The 21,164-nt window shown below is 64.3% G+C and carries 8 protein-coding genes and 1 pseudogene; 5 read left to right on the top strand and 4 right to left on the bottom strand.

Annotated elements, in window-relative coordinates; translation table 11 throughout:
• Nucleotides 1–3 precede the first annotated feature (3 nt).
• Nucleotides 4–2,520, bottom strand: coding sequence for a UvrD-helicase domain-containing protein (locus tag ACK56M_RS11340; RefSeq protein ID WP_015269961.1), 2,517 nt, complete (start codon nucleotides 2,518–2,520; stop codon nucleotides 4–6).
• Nucleotides 2,521–2,695: 175 nt separating this feature from the next.
• Here ACK56M_RS11340 and ACK56M_RS11335 point away from each other — a divergent pair, with 175 nt between their 5' ends.
• Nucleotides 2,696–3,394, top strand: a complete 699-nt coding sequence (locus ACK56M_RS11335) for a pirin family protein (protein ID WP_013972071.1) — start codon at nucleotides 2,696–2,698, stop codon at nucleotides 3,392–3,394.
• Between the two features lie 166 nt (nucleotides 3,395–3,560).
• Here ACK56M_RS11335 and ACK56M_RS11330 read toward each other — a convergent pair whose 3' ends face one another.
• From ACK56M_RS11330 to ACK56M_RS11320, 3 genes and pseudogenes are all read right to left on the bottom strand, one after another.
• The gene (locus ACK56M_RS11330; RefSeq protein ID WP_100413704.1) at nucleotides 3,561–4,046 is read right to left on the bottom strand and encodes an isochorismatase family protein; all 486 of its coding nucleotides are present in this window, start codon (nucleotides 4,044–4,046) and stop codon (nucleotides 3,561–3,563) included.
• Nucleotides 4,047–4,119: 73 nt separating this feature from the next.
• Nucleotides 4,120–4,293, bottom strand: a pseudogene (locus ACK56M_RS11325) (LysR family transcriptional regulator); the annotation flags it as partial.
• Between the two features lie 197 nt (nucleotides 4,294–4,490).
• Nucleotides 4,491–15,248: a peroxidase family protein gene (locus tag ACK56M_RS11320; RefSeq protein ID WP_411959471.1), complete on the bottom strand. Its 10,758-nt coding sequence runs from the start codon at nucleotides 15,246–15,248 to the stop codon at nucleotides 4,491–4,493.
• 547 nt (nucleotides 15,249–15,795) lie between these two features.
• Here ACK56M_RS11320 and ACK56M_RS11315 point away from each other — a divergent pair.
• From ACK56M_RS11315 to ACK56M_RS11300, 4 genes are all read left to right on the top strand, one after another.
• Nucleotides 15,796–17,532: a type I secretion system permease/ATPase gene (locus tag ACK56M_RS11315; RefSeq protein WP_100413706.1), complete on the top strand. Its 1,737-nt coding sequence runs from the start codon at nucleotides 15,796–15,798 to the stop codon at nucleotides 17,530–17,532.
• A 6-nt stretch (nucleotides 17,533–17,538) separates the two neighbouring features.
• Nucleotides 17,539–18,879, top strand: a complete 1,341-nt coding sequence (locus tag ACK56M_RS11310) for an HlyD family type I secretion periplasmic adaptor subunit (RefSeq protein WP_085721579.1) — start codon at nucleotides 17,539–17,541, stop codon at nucleotides 18,877–18,879.
• A 1-nt stretch (nucleotide 18,880) separates the two neighbouring features.
• Nucleotides 18,881–20,209: a TolC family outer membrane protein gene (locus ACK56M_RS11305; protein WP_015269955.1), complete on the top strand. Its 1,329-nt coding sequence runs from the start codon at nucleotides 18,881–18,883 to the stop codon at nucleotides 20,207–20,209.
• Between the two features lie 90 nt (nucleotides 20,210–20,299).
• Nucleotides 20,300–21,163, top strand: coding sequence for a sensor domain-containing diguanylate cyclase (locus ACK56M_RS11300; RefSeq protein WP_043935540.1), 864 nt, complete (start codon nucleotides 20,300–20,302; stop codon nucleotides 21,161–21,163).
• The last annotated feature ends 1 nt before the right edge of the window (nucleotide 21,164 follow it).

Here is a 21,164-nt window from a genome sequence, read left to right as displayed (position 1 = left end):
TGATCAATGACCTCGCAGGTCTTCGAAGAAGGCCTGCCGTCCATCCACCTGGCTCGACGCACGCGGCGCTGCCGCCGCCTCTGCGTTGGCCGCCTCCACATGCCAATAGCAGTGCCTGACCGCGCGGGTTACCGCCACATAGGCCAGGCGCTGCACCTCTTCCTTCTGTGCGGTATCGAACGGCTGGGCATCACCGGCCTTGCCCAACCCGGCCTGGCGATACACCTGGTTCTTGTAGGGCGAGCTGGTCAGGTACTGACAGTCGCCCAGCATGAACACTGCATCGGCCTGCAAGCCTTTGGCACTGTGGTAGGTCAACTGCCGCAGACGGCGCTGCTCGGCCGGCAACGCCGCTTCGGCGTGCAGCACGCCCTGCAGGTGCTCGTTCATCAGCGCCCTGTCGCTGCCCTTGCGGTAAAGCATCATCACCGTCTCGCCACGCTGGTAGTGCTCGATCAGCGTTTCACCCAGGGCTGCCTCGTCACGGTCGAATACCTTGACCGGCGAGCCTGGCAACTCGGCCGCCGGCCCACTGGCCCGGGCTTTCTTGCCGGCTATCGCCGGGGTGCCCTTGACCAGGTGCTCGGCCGCGTCGATCACCTGCTGCTGGCAACGGTAGTTGTCGACCAGCATCACCCGGGTGTTGGCCGGCGACGGGAAGGCCTTGGTGAACTCCATGAAGTACTTGGGCGAACTGCCACGCCAGCCGTAGATCGACTGCCAGTCGTCGCCCACACACAGCAGCGACGAATGCTGCGCATGGCGCCCGATGTGCATCGCCGGGCCGCGACGACGGATCTCGGCGAGGCTGGCCCGCAACCAGCTGACGATCTGCGGCGACACATCCTGGAACTCGTCGATCATCAGGTGCGCCAGCGGCCGCAGCAACGGGTCGGGCAGCAGTTGCAGGTTTTCCGGGTTGTTCTCGCCGAACAAGGCGAACATGCGGTTGTAGCTCATCACCGGCGGCGACTGGTCCAGCAGGTGGGCCTCCAGGGCCTTCCAGTACAGGGCCAGGGCCTCGAAAAACAGCGCATCGCTGTCGCCGGAGGGGAAGCTCATCGCCGCCACGGCAGTGTTCACTTCCAGGCCGAGGTTCTCGATGAAATTCGCCGCGCCGACAAAGGCATCGAGCAGTGGCGCCGGGGCCAGTTCGCCCTTGACCTTGTATTCGAAGCCGGGGCCGGCCACGGCATCACCGGCCAGCGAGGCTGCCAGGCGCCGGGCCATGGCGTAGTTGTCGAGCCAGATCAGCGGCTGGTCGCAGAAGGCCTGCAACAGGGTGCGCTTGACCGCCCACTCGGCACGCACCGCCAGCTTGGCGCCGGGGCGCTGGTACTGCGCGCTTTCCGCAGGGTCGAAGCCCAGCACGAGCAAAGGCCCCTGGCCGGCCAGACGACCATGCACATGGAAGCGGCTGCCACGGATCTCGATGGTCTCGCGGCAGGGTTCGATGCCCTTGATCGGCCAGGCGCCGGCGGCGAACCACAGGTCTTCGATCACATCGCACAGTTCTTCGTCGCGCTGGGCGGCCAGCTGGGTTACCTGGGCGCGCTTCTGCACATCGGGGTTGTTCGGGTCCAGCGGCTTCAGCTGCAGGGCTTCGCTGCGCAACAGGCCGACCAGCTCGGCAAAGCGCTGGCTCTCGCCCAGCAGCGTGCTGTAGCACTGGTTCAGCTGCTGGCGCTGGGCATCGTTCAGGCGCAGGTCGAACGGGTTGCTCTCGGCCTCGGCTTCACGCCCGGCCGGCATCTCGTTGCCCAGCGTTTCGAACGCGCGCACCTGGCCAAAGCCCGGCAGGCTGCGCACCAGCGGCAGGATGCGCGAATGGAACGTGCGCACAAGCTCGCGGGCCTGTGGCGGTTGCAGGTTGATCTGCCACAGGGCGAAAACCTGCAGCAGGCGCTTGATGAAGTCCTTGCGCGACTCACGGGTGAAGGTGACCACGGTCATCGCATCGAGCTCGTAGCCCAGGTAGTGGCGCAACAGCAGGATGCGCAGCACCAGCGAGGTGGACTTGCCCGCCCCGGCCCCTGCCACCACGCAGGTGGACGGTGTGTCACTGAAAATCAGCTTCCATTGCGCGGCACTGGGTTGCGCCTCGGCGGGCAGACGCTGGGCGACATCGGCCTTGAAACGCTTTTTCAGCTCGGCAGTCAGCGGCAGGCGCCAGTCATCGAACAGGTTGTCATCCCGGCCCGGTACGGCGGCGGTGTCTGGCCGGGTGTCGCGGATCACCAGCACCTGGCGCCCGGCCTCGTAACCTTCCACCCGCCCGCGTTCGAACCCTTCACGCACGCCATCGGCATGGCCACTGCGCTGGCCGCTGGCGTGGCCGAGGAACCAGGAGTCGCGGTGCTGGGCCTGCAGGCGGGTCAGGCCACGCCCCAGCAGGCGGGCCGCCAGGCGGCGAAACCAAGGCAGTTGTGCAGGAGGGGTAAGGTCGGCGGGGGCCTGGGGTTGCTCGTGGGCCACGGTCACTCCGTTGAAAAACAAAATCAGCGGGCATGTTCGCCGCATCGACAAAAAATCGCCAGCGAATGCTTGCAGATCAGTGGATTAGGCGATGAAGCGAATAAAACACTCGATCGCATTAAATCAATTTTACTGATTGTTTTAAGCCGATATTTACGCTTATTTTCGATGCTTCTTTGACGCATCATGGCCTCATTCCACTGATTCAAGGAGCACGACCATGCTGCAACTGCGACCGTTCGAAAGCCTCGGCCACGCCAACCACGGCTGGCTCGACGCCCACCACCATTTCTCGTTTGCCGAGTACTACGACCCGGCGCGCATGCACTGGGGCAACCTGCGGGTGTGGAACGACGACCTGATCGCTGCCGGCAGCGGCTTCCCGCCGCACCCGCACCGCGACATGGAAATCATCACCTATGTGCGTGAAGGCGCGATCAGCCATCAGGACAGCCTGGGTAACAAAGGCCGTACCGAAGCCGGTGACGTACAGGTGATGAGCGCCGGTACCGGCATCGTGCATAGCGAGTACAACCTGGAAGACGTCGACACGCGTATTTTCCAGATCTGGATCGTGCCGGAGCGCACCGGCGAAGCACCGCAATGGGGTACCCGGCCGTTCCCCAAAGGTGAGCGTGGCGAAGGCTTCGTGACCCTGGCCAGCGGCCGTGCGGGCGATGAGGACAGCCTGCAGATCCGCACCGATGCGCGGCTGGTGGCTGCCACCTTGCGGGCCGGTGAAACTGCCGAGTACCGCTTCGATACCGCTCGCCGGGGTTACCTGGTGCCGGCCAAGGGGCTGGTGGAGGTCAACGGGCTGCGTGCCAAGGCGCGCGATGGCGTGGCGATCGAGCAGGAGGAGGTGCTGCGGGTGACCGCCATCGAGGACAGCGAGATCGTGCTGGTGGATGTGGCCTGAGGCTTTCGCCTTGCGACGCGTTCTCTGTAGGAGCGGCCTTGTGTCGCGATCGGGCTGCGCAGCAGCCCCTCGATTTCAGCTGCGCTGCACATATTGCCGGGTCCGCCTTGCGGCCCTTTCGCGACACAAGGACGCTCCTACAATTTAGGCCTTTTGGGCTACGGTTCTAGCCTAGCGCAGCCACTTCGGCGAGCACCTCGGCCGAGGTGGTGACCTGGCGGAAGTGATGCTTCCACAGGTCGATGCCCAGCTTGCCCGACCTGTCCAGCGAAGACCCTACAGTCATGTCCGTGACCAGGGTGGGCATCAGCCCCGCATCGAACAGGGCAAAACCGGCGGCCAGCACGCAAGTTTCGGTCTGCAGCCCACATACCAGCACCCTCTCCACGCCCAGTTGCCGGATGTACTCGATGGCCTCTGCGCTCTGCCCGTAGCCATGCTTGACGAACACCTGGTCAGCTTCGACCAGGCTCTCGTCCTCCGCCGCCGGGTGCCAGCCAAGCTGGCGCTCGAACGGCGTGACCTGTTCATCGTGCAACTCGACCGAGGCAATGGTGGGGATGTTGGCCGACAACCGGCGCAGGCCATCGACCAGCCACTCGGGCGGGCTGAAGGTGGACTGGACATCGACAATGAGCAAAACCTGGCGCATGGGCGGATTCCGGGCATGGGCAAAGGCGCGGAGTATAACGCGATCGCCTGTGGGAAAGGCCTCAATGCCACGCTGCCAGGTTCCACTCGGCCCGCAACAGGATACCCTGCCCGTCCAGCGCCCAGTTCAGGGCGACCTCGCCATCATTGGTGCTGAGGCTGCCATGTACCTTCACCGACTCGCTCTGCTTGCCGCGGCTCAGCCGCCAGATACCGAACGCGGCGTCATTCTGGCGTAACACGATGCAGGTTGCTCCCACAGGTTCACCACAGGGCTGAGTATTGTGGGGTATCTGTGAGTTATCTGTTGCCTGAACCAACCTCATCGCGGGCAAGCCCGCTTCTACAGGGGTATCACCAAGCCTGAGGGCAGTGATATCCCTGTAGGAGCGGGCTTGCCCGCGAATGGGCCGCAGAGCGGCCCTTGCTGCGTCCTCCCAGGCCCTCAACCTGCCAGGTTGAAGTCCGCTACGGTCACCGTGGTTGCATCCGCCACCCCCACCAGGCGGATGGAGTCGGTAGCACCGATGCTGACCAGCGTGTCATTGCCGACATCGGCGATGGTGACGTTGGCGGCAAAGGTGGCAGCGGTAATGTTGAGGGCAGAGATATCCAGCCGGTCCTGGCCACCCTGCGGGACTGCGTCGAAGTTGATGATCAGGTCATTGCCGAAGCCTGCACTGAACAGGAAGACATCATTGCCATCGGTGGCCATCATCGTGTCGTTGCCGGCACCGCCCTCGACGGTATCGTTACCCGCCCCACCGTTGAGGAAGTCATTGCCGGCACCGCCCTGCAAGGTGTCATTGCCAACGTCACCAAACAGCGTGTCGTTGCCATCGCCACCCTGCAGCACATCGACGCCGTTGCCGCCGTCAAGGTTGTCATCGCCGGCACCACCCTGCAGGTTATCGTTGCCGGCGTCCCCGAACAGCGAGTCGTTACCGGCGCCGCCGTCGAGGGTGTCGTTGCCAGCGCCACCGTTCAGGGTGTCGCTGCCCAGGCCACCGAGCAACTGGTCGTTGCCGCCATCGCCGTTGAGGGTGTCGTTACCTGCCGCGCCGGTAATGATGTTGGCCAGGCCATTGCCGGTACCGGTGAAGTTGCCCGCCCCGATATAGGTCAGGTTCTCGACGTTGGCACCCAGCGTGTAGCTGGCCGCCGTGGCACGCACGGTATCCGTACCGGCAGCCGTAGCCTCGACTACCACATCCCCGGCGTTGTCCACCACATAGGTGTCGTTGCCCAGGCCACCGACCAGGCGGTCGATACCGGCACCGCCATTGAGCAGGTCGTTACCAGCGCCACCGGTGATGGTGTTGGCCAGCGTGTTGCCGGTACCCGTGAAGTTGCCTGCCCCGGTAAAGGTCAGGTTTTCGACGTTGGCACCCAGGGTGTAGCTGGCAAGGGTGGTCTGCACCAGGTCGACACCGCCGTTCAGCGCCTCGCTCACGGTATCGCCGAGGTTGTCGACCACGAAGGTATCGTCGCCTGCACCGCCAACCATGGCATCCGCACCAAGCCCGCCGTTGAGGGTATCGTTGCCGGCACCGCCGTCGAGGCTGTCGGGGTCGTTACCCCCATTGAGGATGTCGTTACCATCACCGCCGAACAGTTGGTCGGCGCCGCCGAGGCCGTTGAGCACATCGTTGCCGCCCAGCCCCGAGAGCGTGTCGTTGCCCGCGCCACCGGTCAGGGTGTTGGCCCCGGCAGTACCGACCAGCACCACGCCTGGCGGCGGCACCACCGCCGCAGTCGCTGCCGAGGTCAGCGATTCCAGGGTGCCGAAGGCGTCGGTGTAGCTCACGACCACCCGCAACTGCCGGTTACCCTGTTCGAAGCCCGGAGTGAAGGTTGCAGCAGTGGCACCCGCGATGTTGCTGAAGGTGCCGCCAATGTTCTGCTGCCACTGGAAGCTGAACGCGCCCAGCCCATCCAGGTCGGCGATACTGCCGGTGAGGGCGGTCAGCGTCTGGCCCTGGTCTGGCGTGGTGTCGCTGATCAGCACGGCACCGGTGGGCGCATCGTTGACGTTGGCCACCGGGTCGAGGATGTCGGAGGCGATGCTTTCCTGTACACCGAAGTCATCCACGTAGCTGACCACCACCCGCATGTTCTGCCCCACCTGGTTCTGGGTAAGGAGGAAGGTGCTGTTGATGGCGCCAGCAATGTCGACCCAGCCGGTACCCCGGTTGGACTGCCACTGGAAGGTGAACCGCGGGTTGCTCAGGCCGTCGGCATCGACAATGGTTGCCGGGTTGGCGGTGAGCGTCTGGTTCTGCACCAGCAGCCCGGTCACGGTAGGCCCGGCGGTCGGCGCGTTGTTCGGCGCCGAATCGACGATTTCCAGCGTGCCCTTGGTGTCCTGGTACACCGCGCGTACGCGGATGTTCAGCCCCGCCACATCGTCCGTGACCCGGTAGGTGGTACCGACAGCTCGCGAAACCTCGCCGGCAGCAACGAAGGTGATGTCTTCATAGACCCCCGAACCTGGCAGGGTCTCTACTTGCCAGTAGTACGCCACCGGGCCGGTGATCGCACCGGTCAGGTTGGTTGCGCTGACATTGTCCGCGTCATGTACCGCCAGCGGGGTAACCCGCAGCAGCTGGCCGCTTACCGGTGTGTCGTCACGCACGCCGGTGGCAGCGTCAAGGATCACCAGGCTGCCGGTGGGGCCGGCGTTGACGGCGGTACCCACACCGGAAGCTTGCGAGCCATCCGAGAACTGCAGGCGCTCGATGCCGGTCAGGCGGTCGACACCATCACGCCCGGCCACCGAGTCGGTGACGATCACCGAGTTGCCATCGACTACCACGCTGTAGTCGCTGGCCACCCCGGAGTACACCGCCGTGTCGTAGCTGTCGGTGCCGTTGAGGATTTCGCGAACGATCACCAGCTGGCCCGGGTTGTAGGTGCCATTGAGCATCAGCGGCACCATCGGCTCCATGCTGTCGAAGCTGGCGATTTCCGGGCCGGTGCCGTCGCTGTTGGCGCGCACGCTGATGCGCACGTTCAGCCACTTGTCACCGTCGAGGATGTCGTCGCCACCGCGGCCTTCGATCAGGTCGCTACCACTGCCACCGAGGATGATGTTGCCACCATCGTAGAACGTTGCACCGGCGGCCAGCAGGCTGGACAGGCCGTTGATCAGGCTGATGTTGGTCAGTACGCTGCCGTTGGCGCCATTGGTCGGCAAGGTGGCAGAGGTTTCGCTGTCACCACGCAGGAAGTCACCATGAGCCGACCCCGACAGGCCTTCCATGATGTCGAAACGCACCAGCGCAGACGCGCCCGAGCCCGGTACCGGCGGCACATTGAAGAAGCGGTCGCTGAAGTCGACAGTCACGCCCTGGGCCAGCCCCTTGAAGGTCGCCCAGTCGTAGCCGGAACCACCGATGTAGCGGTCACCGAAGCCCAGGCTGCCGACCATGATGTCGTCACCGCCTTCACCGTTGAACTTGTCGTTCTCGTTGCCACCGATGAACACGTCGTTGCCGATGACCGGGTCGTTGCCGAGCGGGTCGAAGTTGTCGCCAGGCGCACCGTCCGAGGTGCCCTTCTCGATCCAGTCGTCACCTTCGTTGCCCATGTCCTGCTCGTTGGCCTTGCTGCCCAGGATGAAGTCGTTGCCCTGGCCGCCAATGGCTTCGGAGGCGTCCTCACCGGTGACGATGAAGTCGTTGCCGAAACCGCCGATGATCAGGTTGACGCCATTACCGCCGTGCAGCACATCGTTGCCGTCGCCGCCCTGGATGTTGTCGTCACCACCCATGTCGCTGATGATGTCGTCGCCGGCACCACCACGCAGTTGGTCGTTGCCGTCGCCACCCTCGATGCGGTCGTTGCCGCCATCGCCCCAGACAGTGTCGTCACCCTCGCTGGAAACCAGGATGTCGTCACCGTTGGTGCCACCCAGCACGATATGCTGGTCACCGGCGTAGCGTATGTAGTTGGTGTCCGGGCCTACTGTCAGCGGGCTGTCGCGGAACACCACCTGCTCGCCGTTTTCGCCCACTGGGTCGGCATTGCCCAGCCCTTCGTTGAACTGCTTGCTCTGGTCCACTTCCAGGTAGAAGCCAACGTCGGAGAACACCAGGCCCGGCAAGTGGGTGGCCGAAGTGTTGGCCATGATCAGCTTGGCGAACGAGTTGCTTTCCAGCTCGGCGTTCATCGACAGGCCGGCGGTGCGCTCCAGGTAGTAGAAACGGTCGCCGTCCTGCAGTTTCTCCATCTGGTTTTCGAACACGAAGTTGAACGTGCTGCCCAGCATGCCGCCGAACGGGGTTTTCGCCTCCGCCAGGCCACCGATCCACAGGTCGATAGCATCGACACCGGTCACGGTCACTGCCCGCAGGTCATCGACGGTGCCGAGCACGCCATCCTTGCCAGGCAGGGTGACGTTGGCGTAGGCGCCGGTGCTGTTGAGGAACTCCAGGCGATCGGCTGGCGCGCCGTCGCCGCCGAACACCAGGGCCATGGCCGCCGCGCGTTTCTCCAGCAACGTGGTGGCCCCGGTGATGGTGCTGTGGGTGCCGTAGGCGGCGATGAAGTTGATCAACGACTCCGGATGCTTCAGGTGCTGCACCAGGTCGACCCAGCTGGTGTAGGGCTTGAGCTGGGTATCGCCGGTTTGCGCGTAGATGTCGCGGCGCACGGCGTTCAGCGAAGGGATACCGACGTCGCGGCCCCGAGCGATGTTGATCGCCGGCAGGTCCAGCGGCAGGCCGAGCAGGTTGTTGCGCAGCGCCTCGGTGACGAACTCATCGATTTCGTTACCGGCCTGGCGGGTTACCCCGCGCACGATGGCGCTGGTGGCATCCTCGGGGGTGACGCCACTGGCGGCATACGCCAGCGGGTTGAGGAACGCCGCGATCAGGCCCAGTTGCTGGTCGGGGTTGGCGCTGGCCGGGTCGCTGATGACGGTGAAGTCGACGTCGAAGCGGTCGACGGTTTCGGTCAGCATCGAGTGGCCAAAGCGGTACACGGTGTGGGCGAACTCGGCCACGATCGACGCATCGAGGTCGACGTCATACACCTGGGTCGGGGCGAAGAACAAGTCTACCCGCGGCTGCACGGTACGGGCGAACTCCTCGAACACCAGGTGCTGGTATTGCATCTCGGTACCGAACTTGGCGGCCTGGAACAGCCGCTCGCCATTCCACACCAGTGCGTCGATCTCGGCCTGGTTGGCCGGCAGCGCGCTCAACGGGTTGAGCAGCCACTCGTTGATGAAGGCCAGGTCACCCGAGTCGAGCACGGTGTCCATGGTCTGCGCCACCAGCCGGTTGTGCTCGGAGTGGAAGATCGCATGCACGGCGGTCAGGCCGATGTTCTCGTTGACCCTGCCGTCGCCGGCGATGTAGTGCGCATCGAGCAGCTCGTTGTCGTAGGCCAGGTTGGCGCCAGTCTGCGGGTTCACCGGCACGGCGTTGCCGACATCGGTATCAGCATCAGGCACCAGCGCGCCATTGCTGAACACCGGCACGGCATTGTGGGCGATGTCGGCAAGGAACTGGTGACCGGTACGCACGGCATTGGTCAGGTCGATCGGCGCCAGCGGGTTGCCCTCGACCTGCTGGTCGTCGGCCGTGCCGGCAATGCCGTCGGCGCCTTTCATGATCACCATCGGGAAGCCGTTGGGCCCCTTGATGAAGTTGCCGTAGGCATCGGTTGCCAGCAGCGGTACGTTGTCGACGTCGGCATCGGTCAGGTTGATACCCAGTACGTCACGAGCCTGGGCCTTGACCACCTTCCATGTCGCCATGCCGCCGATTTCGGTGTCGTCCGCGGTGCCGTATTTGCCATCTGCCCCCAGGTCACGGTTGGTGATCAGGCGGCCGGTGGCGACGGGGGCACCGTCGACCGTCACATAGGCGCGCAGGAACACCTGGTGTGAGGGGTGCGAGCTGTAGGTCTGGTTCTGGTCCACGAACGGCGAGGTGGTATTGGTGTGCTCGTGGATATCGTCGGCCGTGCCAAGCACGCCGTCCGGCCCAGGCTGGTTGGTCGCACGTGTCACCACCATGAAGTTGGTGAAACCGCCCTCCACGTACAGCGGGTCATCCGGTTGCAGCGGGATGTAGATGGTGCCCGAGCCCCCCTTGGTGACCAGGTCCAGGCCATGGTCGAAGAACTGCCCGAAGAAGGTCATCCAGGCGTTGAACGGCGCGGACAGGCCGGCATCGGCGGCGGTGTTCTCGAACAGGTAAACGTCGTGATCGTCGTCGGTGCCGAACTGGCCGTCCAGGCCCGGGCTGGCGACGATGCGCACGCCGTCCTTGAGCACGTCGTCATTGCCCTCGACGCCGAAGTTGAGCACGCCGTCCGCACCCGGATCATACGCGGTGGCATAGGCCGCCGGGTTGTTGGAGGTCTGGTCGACGATCAGGTTACTGATGGTGCGCGGCTGCGAGTCGAATACCGGGCCACTGGTCTGCTGGTACGACGAGCCCGGAATGGCCGGCGAGCCAGGGCCAAAGAAGCCGGCCGGTGCACCTTCGGCCGGGTTGAACACCGGGTCGGTCACGCGCGGGAAGACGTTGTCGGCCGCACCGAACTCGGTGTTGTTGATGCCGTTGAGGTTCATCAGGTTGTTGTTCGAACCATCCACCGCCCGCAGGCCGAGTGGCGCACGAATGTTGGGCAGCAGCGAGAGGATGTCTGCCCCATTGGCGTCGGCCTCGGCGATCTTGATCTGCTCGAGGATGAAGTTGAGGTCGGAGCGCACCATGTGCAGCCCGGCACCACCTGCCGTGGCATCCACCACCGGCGTGGCTGGCGTCGGTACCACAGGCGCGCCCGGTTGCACCACGGTGGTGGGCTGGGAGAACAGCACTTCGGTGGTGCCATGGGCGTCCTGGTAGATCGCCTTGACCCGCAACGACAACCCGGCCAGGTCCGGCGACACCTTGAACGTGGTGCCGTCGGCGCTCTGGAACGCCAGGTCGCCTGCCGGCAGCAGGATGATGTCTTCGAACACACCACTGCCCGGGGTGGCCTCGAACTGCCAGTAGTACGACACCGAACGGTCGGCGAGCGTGCCAAGCGGGTTGCCGGCGCTGATGTTGTCGGCATCCCGCACGCCGGCCACGTTTACCGTAAGGAGGTCGCCCACGGTAATCGCGCCGCCGTTGTTATCAGTAACGGCCGGGCTGCCGACAGGCTGCGCATTCAGCCCTTCCACCAGCACCCGCTGGCTGTCGGCGAACTGCAGGCGCTCGATGTGCAGCAGGGTATCGACGCCATCGCGGCCGGCCACGTTGTCGGTCACCGTCCAGACATCATCGGAAGTGTCCAGCGTACCTTTGGTGTTCTGCGTCACCGTGTACTCGCTCTGCAACCCCGAGAACACCGCCGTGTCGAAGGCTGCGCCACCGGTCGAGGTGCCGGGCAGGATTTCCCGCACGGCCTTCAACTGGCCAGGGTTGTAGGTGCGGTCGAGCATGAACGGAATCATGTCGACCATGCTGTCGAAGCTGGCGATTTCAGGGCCGGTGTGGTTGACGTCTCCCGGCGCGTACACGGCGATGCGCACGTTGAGCCACTTGTCGCCGTCGATCAGGTCATCACCGCCACGGCCTTCGATCAGGTCGCTGCCGTTGCCGCCGAGCATGATGTTACCGGTGGCAAAGCCGGTGGTCGGCAATCCGGCATCGGCCAGGAACTGCTGCAGGCCACGGATCAGCGCCACGTTGGTCAGCGCACTACCGGTAGCACCACCATGGTTGAGGATGGTCACGGCATCGACATTATCGCCCTTGAGCACATCGGCGAAGTTCGAACCGGACACGCCCTCGACCTCGGCGAAGCGGTCGAGGATTGAGGCCGGCGAGGCGCCGACCGGGTTGAAAATACCGGTGTTCTGGTTCGGTGCGTTGCCATGAGGCTGAGCCAGGGCGGCCAGGGTCAGGTCGACGGTGACGCCGACCTGGTCATTCTTGTTGGTAATCCAGTCGAAACCGGACATGCCATCCATCTTGTCCTGGGCATCGCTGCCGACAAAGATGTCATCGCCACCCTCGCCGATCATTTCGTCGAAGCCGCCACCACCGACGAAGATGTCGTTGCCGACCACTTCGTCACCCAGCAGCGGCGCAAAGTTGTCGCCGGGCGCACCGTCCTGGGTGCCCTTCTCGATCCAGTCGTCACCCTCGTTGCCGGTCGGTGGCAGGTTGGTCTTGGCGCCGAGAATGAAGTCGTCGCCCTGGCCGCCGAAGGTGGTGCTGATGTCTTCGGTGGTGATGATGAAGTCCTGGCCGTTGCCGCCCAGGATCAGGTTGCCGCCCACCAGCATGCTGCCGGCGACGATCACATCGTTGCCGTCGTTGCCTTCCAGGCGGTTGTCGCCGAACGAGTCGGTGATGATGTCGTCACCGGCACCGCCCAGCACCGCATCGTTGCCCGCACCGCCTTCCAGGGTGTCGTTGCCGGCGTCGCCGTAGAGGGTATCGTCGCCCTCACTGGAAATGATGATGTCGTTGCCGGAGGTACCGCCCAGTACCACGTGGTCTTCGCCGGTGTAATGCAGGAAGTTTGTGTCGGTGCCCACGGTATCGGGGTTGTCGCGAATCACCAGCGGCACCACTTCGACACCGTTAATCATGATGCCGCCCGTCGGGTCGGCCCGGCCGTCGGCGCCCAGGCCGGTGAACTGCTTGGTCTGGTCCACTTCCAGGGTGAAAGTGGGCGTGAGGAACACGGTGTTGGACAGGTGGGTGACATCGGAGTTGAGCATGATCAGCTTGGCGAAGGAGTTGTTCTCCAGTTCGGTGCCGAAGTTCATGCCCGCCGTACGCGACAGGTAGTAGAACCGATCGCCGTTCTGCAGGGCTTCCAGCTGGGTTTCGAAGACGAAGTTGAAGCTGGAGCCGAGCATGCCGCCGAATGGCATTTTCTTCTCGGCCAGGCCGCCGACCCAGAAGTCGATGGCATCGACACCGGTCACGGTCACCCCGGTGATGTCATCGGCGGTGCCGGCGATGCCGTCGGCACCGGCCAGTGTCACGTTGGCATAGGCGCCGGTGCCGTTGAGGAAGTCCAGGCGGTCCGCTGGCGCGCCGTCACCGCCAAGCACCAGCGCCACGGCGGCGGCGCGCTTGGCCGCTTCGGTGTCAGCCCCGGTGATGGTGGCGTGGGTACCGTAGGCGGCGATGAAGTTGATCAGCGACGCCGGGTGCTTGAGGTGGTCGGCAAAGTCGGCCCAGCTGATGTAGGGCTTGAGCTGGCTGTCGCCAGTCATGGCGTAGAACTCGCGGCGCGCCTCGTTCAGGGTGGGGATGCCGGTGTCACGGCCACGCGCGATGTTCAGCGCAGGCAGGTCCAGCGGCAGGCCGAGCAGGTTGTTGCGCAGCGCTTCGGTGACGAACTCGTCGATTTCGTTGCCCAACTGGCGGGTGACACCGCGGATGATCGCACCGGCCGCTTCATCGGCAGTGGCGCCACTGCCGGCGAATGCCAGCGGGTTGAGGAAGGCAGCGATCAGGCCCAGCTGCGGGTCGTCATTCACCGTGGCGAACGTCGGGTCGTAGCGGTCGACGGTTTCGGTCAGCATCGAGTGGCCGAAGCGGTAAACCACGTGGGCGAACTCGGCGAGGATGGCCGGGTCGATCGAGGTGTCATAGCCGTTGGGGGCGAGAAACTCGTCGATCTGCGGCTGAATGGTGCGGGCGAACTCCTCGAACACCAGGTGCTGGTACTGCATTTCGGTGCCGAACTTGGCAGCCTGGAACAGCCGCTCGCCGTCCCATACCAGCGCGGCGATTTCGGCGGGCGTGGTGGGGATGGCAGCGACATCATCGATCAGCCACTGGTTGAGAAACGCCAGGTCACCGGCGGCCAGCAGGGTGTCCTTGGTCTGCTGCACCAGGCGGTTGTGCTCGGAGTGGAACACATGGTGCACGGCAGTCAGGCCGATGTTCTCGTTCACCCGGCCGTCGCCGGCGATGTAGTGGGCGTCGAGCAGTTCGTTGTCATAGGTCAGGTTGTTGCCGCCAGGCCCGGTTGGTTGCGCGTTGCCGACGGCAATATCGGCGTCGGCCTGCAGCACACCGTTCACGATCACCGGCGCGGCGTTGTGGGCGATGTCGTCAAGGAAGCCATGCCCGGTGCTCACGGCATTGGCCAGGCTGATCGGCGCGTCGCGGTTGCCTTCGACCAGCGTGGTGACGTCGTCGGCGGTGCCGGCGATGCCGTCAGCGCCATTGTTCACGCGCATCACCACCTGTGGCATGCCGTTGGGCCCACGCAGGAAGTTGCCGTAGGGGTCGGTGGCCAGCAGTGGCACGCTGTGCACATCGGCGTCGGTCAGGTTTATGCCGAGCAGGTCGCGGGCCTGGGCCTTGACCACTGCCCAGGTGGCCATGCCACCGCTTTCACCATTGCCATCGTCGGCGGTGCCGAAGCGGCCATCGGCGCCCAGGTCACGGTTGGTGATCAACCGCCCGGTGGCTACCGGGTCGCCTGCGGCATTGAGCGTGTATTCACGCAGGAACACCTGGTGCGAGGGGTGCGAGCTGTAGGTCTGGCTCTGGTCGACGAACGGCGAGGTAGTGTTGGTCTGGCCATCGTCGGCAGTACCCACCACACCATCGGCGCCTGCAGTACGCACGGCGCGCGGCAGCACCATGAAGTTGGTCGGGCTGCCTTCGACGTACAGCGGGTCGTCCGGCTGCAGCGGGATGAACACGACGTCGGTGCTGCTCTTGGTGACCAGGTCCAGGCCGTGGTCGAAGAACTGGCCGAAGAAGGTCATCCAGGCGTTGAAGCCGGCGGTCAGGCCGACGTCGGGCGACACGTTGGGGATGAAGAACACCTCCGTGTCGTCAGCGGTGCCGAATACCCCGTCGATGCCGGGGCTGATCACCGGGGCGGCGCCGCCATTGGCTTCGACCGCTGCCGGGTTGTTCGCCGTCTGGTCGACGATCAGGTTGCTGATGGTGCGTGGTTGCGAGTCGATGACCGTGCCGGTGCCGGCATAGTCGCCGGTGAAGGATGGGCTGAGCAGGCGCAGGAACGAATTGTCGGCGGCGCCGAACTCGCTCTGCCCGGTCACCAGGTTGTTGTAGCTGCCGTCGACGGTACGCAGGCCGAACGGCACCTGGCTGTTGGGCAGCAGGTCGATCAGGCTGGCGCCATCGGCATGCGCTTCGGCTATGAAGATCTGCTGAAGGATGAACTCCAGGTCCGACTTGCTGAAATCTGCCATTTCAATTGCCCTCGATCTGTCGGGAGATGACTCAGGGCAGCAGGGTCCTTCCCGCGCCCAGTCAGTGTGACGTGCGCAGTTTCTGATTCTGGGTTCTGGGGCAGTTGGGCACTACGGTGCTGCGTTATCGCCACTGGCCTCATCGCCGGCAAGCCGGCTCCCACAGGAACGGCGGGAACCTTGTAAATGGTGCGATACAGGTTGGCACCGCACACACATCGACCCCAGCTCGCACAGGGTCCGAATACATCAGACTAAAGTCGCAGAAGAAAACCTTGTCAATATCCCGTCAAAAAATTCGTTCAGCATCGATAATGCGACTCAACTTACTGTTTTTCTGAGACTTATGAAAAGTTCAACGATTTTATAGAGCGAAAAGATATTACCGAGTGTTTCACTGCAACCTACGCTCCAGCATGTGGGAGCAACGCAGCGTTTTGGACCATTCGCCCTCAGAGCGACCCGCCTGCGAGCCGACCAGAAGCCACAACTACCGCTGTACGGGCCGCCGCAAGGGCTTCCCGTTTGTGATAAAGGGAGGCCTCCGATGCACAAGCCACCACGCACTCGTTCCGAGTTGGCCGACGTGCTGTTCCGCCTGCGCCGCAGCTTTTTTGCCCTGGCCGCCTTCAGCGGCGTCATTAACGTCATGATGTTGACGCCAGCTATTTATATGTTGCAGGTGTACGACCGCGCCCTGGTCAGCCGCAACGTCACCACCCTGACCATGCTCACCTTGCTGGTGATCGGCTTGTTCATGCTGATGTCGGCCCTGGAGATGGTCCGCACCCGCGTACTGATCCGGGTCGGTAACTTCCTCGACATGGATCTGAACCGACGCATCTTCAGCGCTGCCTTCGAACGCAACCTGAGCCGCGCCGGCGGCAACCCGGCCCAGGCCTTGCAGGACCTGGCCCAGGTACGGCAGTTTCTCACCGGCAACGGCCTGTTCGCCTTCTTCGATGCCCCGTGGACGCCGATCTACCTGCTGGTCTGCTACCTGATCCACCCACTGCTGGGGCTGGTGACGTTGATCGGTTCGCTGATCCTGGTGGGCCTGGCCTACATCACCGAGAAGGCCACGCAAAAACCCTTGGCCGAAGCCAACCAGGCGGCCCTGTCCTCGGCCAGCTACGCCAACAACAATCTGCGCAACGCCGAAGTGATCGAAGCCATGGGCATGCTGCCAGCGATCGGCAAGCGCTGGTTTCAGGGCCATTTGCGCATCCTGCAGATGCAGACCCTGGCCTCCGACCGCGCGGCGATCATCAGTAGCACCGGGCGCTTCGTGCGCATTACCTTGCAATCGGTGATCCTCGGCGCCGGCGCACTGCTGGCGATCGAAGGCAAGATCACCCCCGGCATGATGATCGCCTGCTCGATCCTCACCGGCCGCGCCCTGGCCCCGGTAGAACAGGTAATCGCCGCGTGGAAGCAACTGCAAGGCAGCCGCTCCGCCTGGGGCCGGCTCAACGATCTGCTGCACGACTACCCGCAGCGGCCACCAAGCATGTCGCTGCAACGGCCAATGGGCATGCTGGCCGTGGAAAACGTGGTTGCCGGTGCTCCCGGCACCAGCAACAGCATCGTGCGCGGGGTCAGCTTCAGCCTGGTCCCGGGTGAAAGCCTGGGCATCATCGGCCCGTCGGCTTCGGGCAAATCCACCCTCGCCCGCCTGCTGGTAGGCGTGTGGCCGACCCAGGCCGGCAAGGTGCGCCTGGACGGCGCCGACATCTTCACCTGGAACAAGGCCGAACTCGGCCCGTGGCTCGGCTATCTGCCGCAGGACGTGGAGTTGTTCGAGGGCACCATCGCCGAAAACATCGCACGCTTTGCCGAAGTGGACAGCGAAGCGGTGATCCGCGCTGCCCGCAGCAGCGGTGTGCACGACATGATCCTGCGCTTCCCGCAGGGCTACGACACCCGTCTGGCAGCCGACGGCAGCCCGCTCTCCGGTGGCCAGAAGCAACGCATCGCACTGGCCCGCGCGCTGTATGGCGAGCCGAACCTGGTGGTGCTGGACGAGCCCAACGCCAACCTCGATGACGTTGGCGAAAAGGCGTTGGTCGATGCGTTGGCCGAACTCAAGGCGCGCGGGGCCACGGTAATCCTGATTTCCCACCGGCCCAATGTGCTGTGCGCGGTCGACAAGGTGCTGATGCTGCGTGACGGTGCCGTGCACATGCTCGGCAGCCGCGACGAAGTGTTCGCGGCGCTGCGCAAGGCCAGCGTGATCCCGACGGCGACCGCTGCGCCGCTGGCGTCGGTAAAAGTACGGGAGTGACCGATCATGCAGATGACCCAACACACCGAGTTGATTCCCGCCGAGGCTCGCAACGAGATCGACCTGGACATTCATCGGCCGGCACGCTGGGGCGTGTGGCTGGTCGTCGCCGGCTTTGGCGGTTTCCTGCTGTGGTCGGGCCTGGCGCCGCTGGATGCCGGTGTGGTCGCCACCGGTACCGTCAAGGTCAGCAGCAACCGCAAGGCCGTGCAGCACCTGACCGGTGGCACGGTCGAGGCGATCCTGGTGCGTGAAGGCGATGTTGTGAAGAAAGGCCAGGAGGTGGTACGCCTGGACGCCCTGCGCGCGGTGGCCGAACAGGGCGCGGTCAGTGCCCAGTACATCGTCAGCAAGACCGTGGAGAACCGCCTGGAAGCCGAGCGCGATGGCCGCGACCAGGTCGCCTTCGACCCTGCCCTGCTCAAGCACTACGGCGGCGACCCGCGCCTGCTGGCAGCCATGGACCTGCAACAGCGCCTGCTGGACACCCGCCGCGCGGGCCTGGCTGGCGAACTGAGCATCCTCGAGGAAAACCTGGCTGCCACGGCGGTGCAGCTCAAGGGCCTGCAGCAGGTGTACGGCGCCCGCGCCTCGCAGATCGGCTTCCTCAACCAGGAACTGCAAGGCACACGCGTGCTCGCCGCCGAAGGCTATGTACCACGCAACCGCCTGCTGGAGCTGGAACGCAACAATGCCGACCTGTCCGCCGGCCAGGCCGAAAACCTCAACAACATTGCCCGGGCGCGCAGCCAGGCCACCGAGATCAAGCTGCGCATCCTGCAACGCCAGCACGACTACCTCAAGGAAGTGGAATCGCAGCTGACCGATACCGCCAAGGAGAACACCACCCTGGCCGATCGCCTGCGCGCGCTGGACTACGAAGTGACCCATACGGTGATCCGCTCGCCGATCGACGGCATGGTCCAGGCCCTGAGCATCGCCACGGTAGGCGGCATCATCCAGCCAGGGGCCAAGATCATGGAGGTGGTGCCGCTGGACCAGCCGTTGCAGGTGGACGCGATGATCCCGGTACAGGCCATCGACAAGATGGTGCCGGGCCTGGACGTGGACCTGGCCTTCCCGGCCTTCAACCATGCGAAGACACCGAATATCCCGGGGCGGGTCAAGACCATCTCCGCCGACCGCCTGATGGACGAAGAAAGCAAGCAGCCGTACTACCTGGCCCAGGTGGAAGTGACGCAGGACGGCATGGCCCTGCTGGGCAGCAACCATATCCGCCCCGGGATGCCGGCCACCGTCACCATCAAGACCGGCGAGCGCAACCTGCTCAGCTACCTGCTCAAGCCGATGCTCGAACGCGTGGACGCCTCGTTCAAGGAGCAATGACATGAATCGCCCGTGCCTGATGTTGTGCCTGTTGGGGTTGTCCGTACAGGCCAGTGCCATGGACCTGAAGCAAGCCTGGGACCTGCTGCAGTACCAGGGCCCGATCTACCGCGCCGCGGTGCACGAGAAAGAAGCCGGCAGCGAGAACCGCGCCATCGGCCAGGCCGGCCTGCTGCCGCAGATCAACGCTGTGGGTTACTTCAACAAGGTCAATGGCAGCCAGCGTCAGAGTGGCCGGGACAACGACCTGGACTATGACTCCAAGGGCGCCAACGTGCGGTTGCGCCAACCGCTGTTCAACAAGCAGAAGATGGCCGAATACCATCAGGGCCAGCAACGTGCCGACTACAGCGTGGCGGTGTTCGATGCCAAGACCCAGGACGCTGCGGTGCGCCTGGCCGATGCCTACTTCGACGTGCTGCTGGCCAGCGAAACCATCACCCTGGCCAAGGCCAAGCTGAATGCCTTCGAAGAGCAGCTGGCGTCGGCAAAGCGGCGCATGGAGCTGGGCGCCGGCACCATCACCGACATCGACGAGTCGATAGCCCGTCGCGACCTGGCCGAGGCCGACCTGATCGAGGCCCAGGACAACCTGGTCAACGCCCGCCGCAAGCTGGAGGAATACATTGGTGAAACGCCGGAGTCGCTGACCACCTTGCAGCCGGGCTTCAACACACCGCCGCTGATGCCGGGCAACCTGCAGGACTGGCTGGTCAAGGCTCAGGCCGACAGCCCGTTGATCCATGCGCGCCGGCACAACTACGAGCTGGCCGAAGAAGAAGTGAAACGCGCCCGCGCCGGGCACTGGCCGACCCTGGATTTCGTGGCGGGCTATACCGCCGGCAGCAGCCAGTCGATCTCCGAACTGAACCAGCGCAACCACTACAGCTCGATCGGGCTGGAGCTGAACATTCCGCTATACAGCGGCGGCAGCACCAGCGCCCTCACCCGCCAGGCCAGTGCCAACAGTTCCAAGGCACTGGATGAACTGGATGCCACGCGCCAGGAAGTGATCTCCGACACCACCCGCGAGTACCGCGGCGTACAGAGTGGCGCCTTGCGCATCCAGGCGCTGGAAAAGGCCGTGGCATCCAACGAACGCTCGCTGCTTTCGGCCCGCAAGGGCTTCAGGGAGGGCGGCACCAGCACCAACTCGGATGTGCTCAATGCCGAGGAATTGCTTTTTGACGCCCGGCATGACCTGTTCGAGGCGAAGCTGAACTACCTGATGTCGCGGCTGCGCCTGGCATCGTCGGTGGGCAGCCTGGGAGATGACGATATCCAGCAGATCAACGATTACCTCGGGCCGGAACTGATAGTAAGCAACTGACTATCGGCGGCCCGCTCCCACAGCGGCGCCTACCGCATTTTGTTCCATTTCAGGCTATGATCGGTGACCCCGCCGCGGACGCCATGCCCCATGCCCGTAGACCTGCAATCGTTATACCCCAGGCTGATCCACCTGATGCTGGACACGGTGTTCGTGGTCGACAGGGACAACCAGATCGTTTTCGTCAGCGATGCCTGCGAGGCGCTGCTGGGCTACCAGGCCTGCGAGCTGATCGGCACCCCGATCACCGACTACATGCACCCTGACGACCTGGCGATTACCCGCGCGTCGATCGTACGGGTGATGAACGGCCAACCCCATTACGACTTCCGTAACCGCTACATCCGCAAGGATGGCAGTATCGTGCATATCCTGTGGTCGGCCTCCTGGTCCGATGAGGCCAATGCCCGCATTGGTGTAGCGCGGGATATCACCGCCCAACACCAGGCCGAGGAAGAATTGCGTTTCCTGGCCCACCATGACCCGCTGACTCGCCTGGCCAACCGGGCCATGTTCAATGAGCGGCTGGGCACCGCACTTGTCGCGGCCCGGCACCACAACCATCCGCTGGCGTTGCTGTTCATCGATATCAACGACTTCAAGGATATCAACGACAACCACGGCCACAGCGTGGGCGACCGGGTGCTGTGCACCCTGGCGCGGCGCCTGGAAGGCTGCGTTGGGGCGACCGATACAGTGGCGCGGATGGGCGGTGACGAGTTCACCGTGCTGTTGACCGACTACGCCTCACCAGAGGCCATTGTCGAGCAGGTGGCACGTATCCTGGCAGCCATGGCCGAGCCACTCGGCGCCGAGTTTGCAGGCATCGGAGCGCCGTCCTGCAGCATTGGCGTGGCCCGTTTCCCCGAAGACGGCAATGATGCCGACATGCTGCTGCGCCATGCTGATGGCGATATGTACCGGATCAAGCGACAGCGCGCTGCGGCCAGCTGAA

The sequence above is a fragment of the Pseudomonas sp. s4 genome, from assembly GCF_046764235.1.
Taxonomy (GTDB): Bacteria; Pseudomonadota; Gammaproteobacteria; order Pseudomonadales; family Pseudomonadaceae; genus Aquipseudomonas; species Aquipseudomonas asiatica.
The sequence above is the reverse complement of the archived record's forward strand: the minus strand, read 5'-3'. Positions and strand labels throughout refer to the sequence as shown.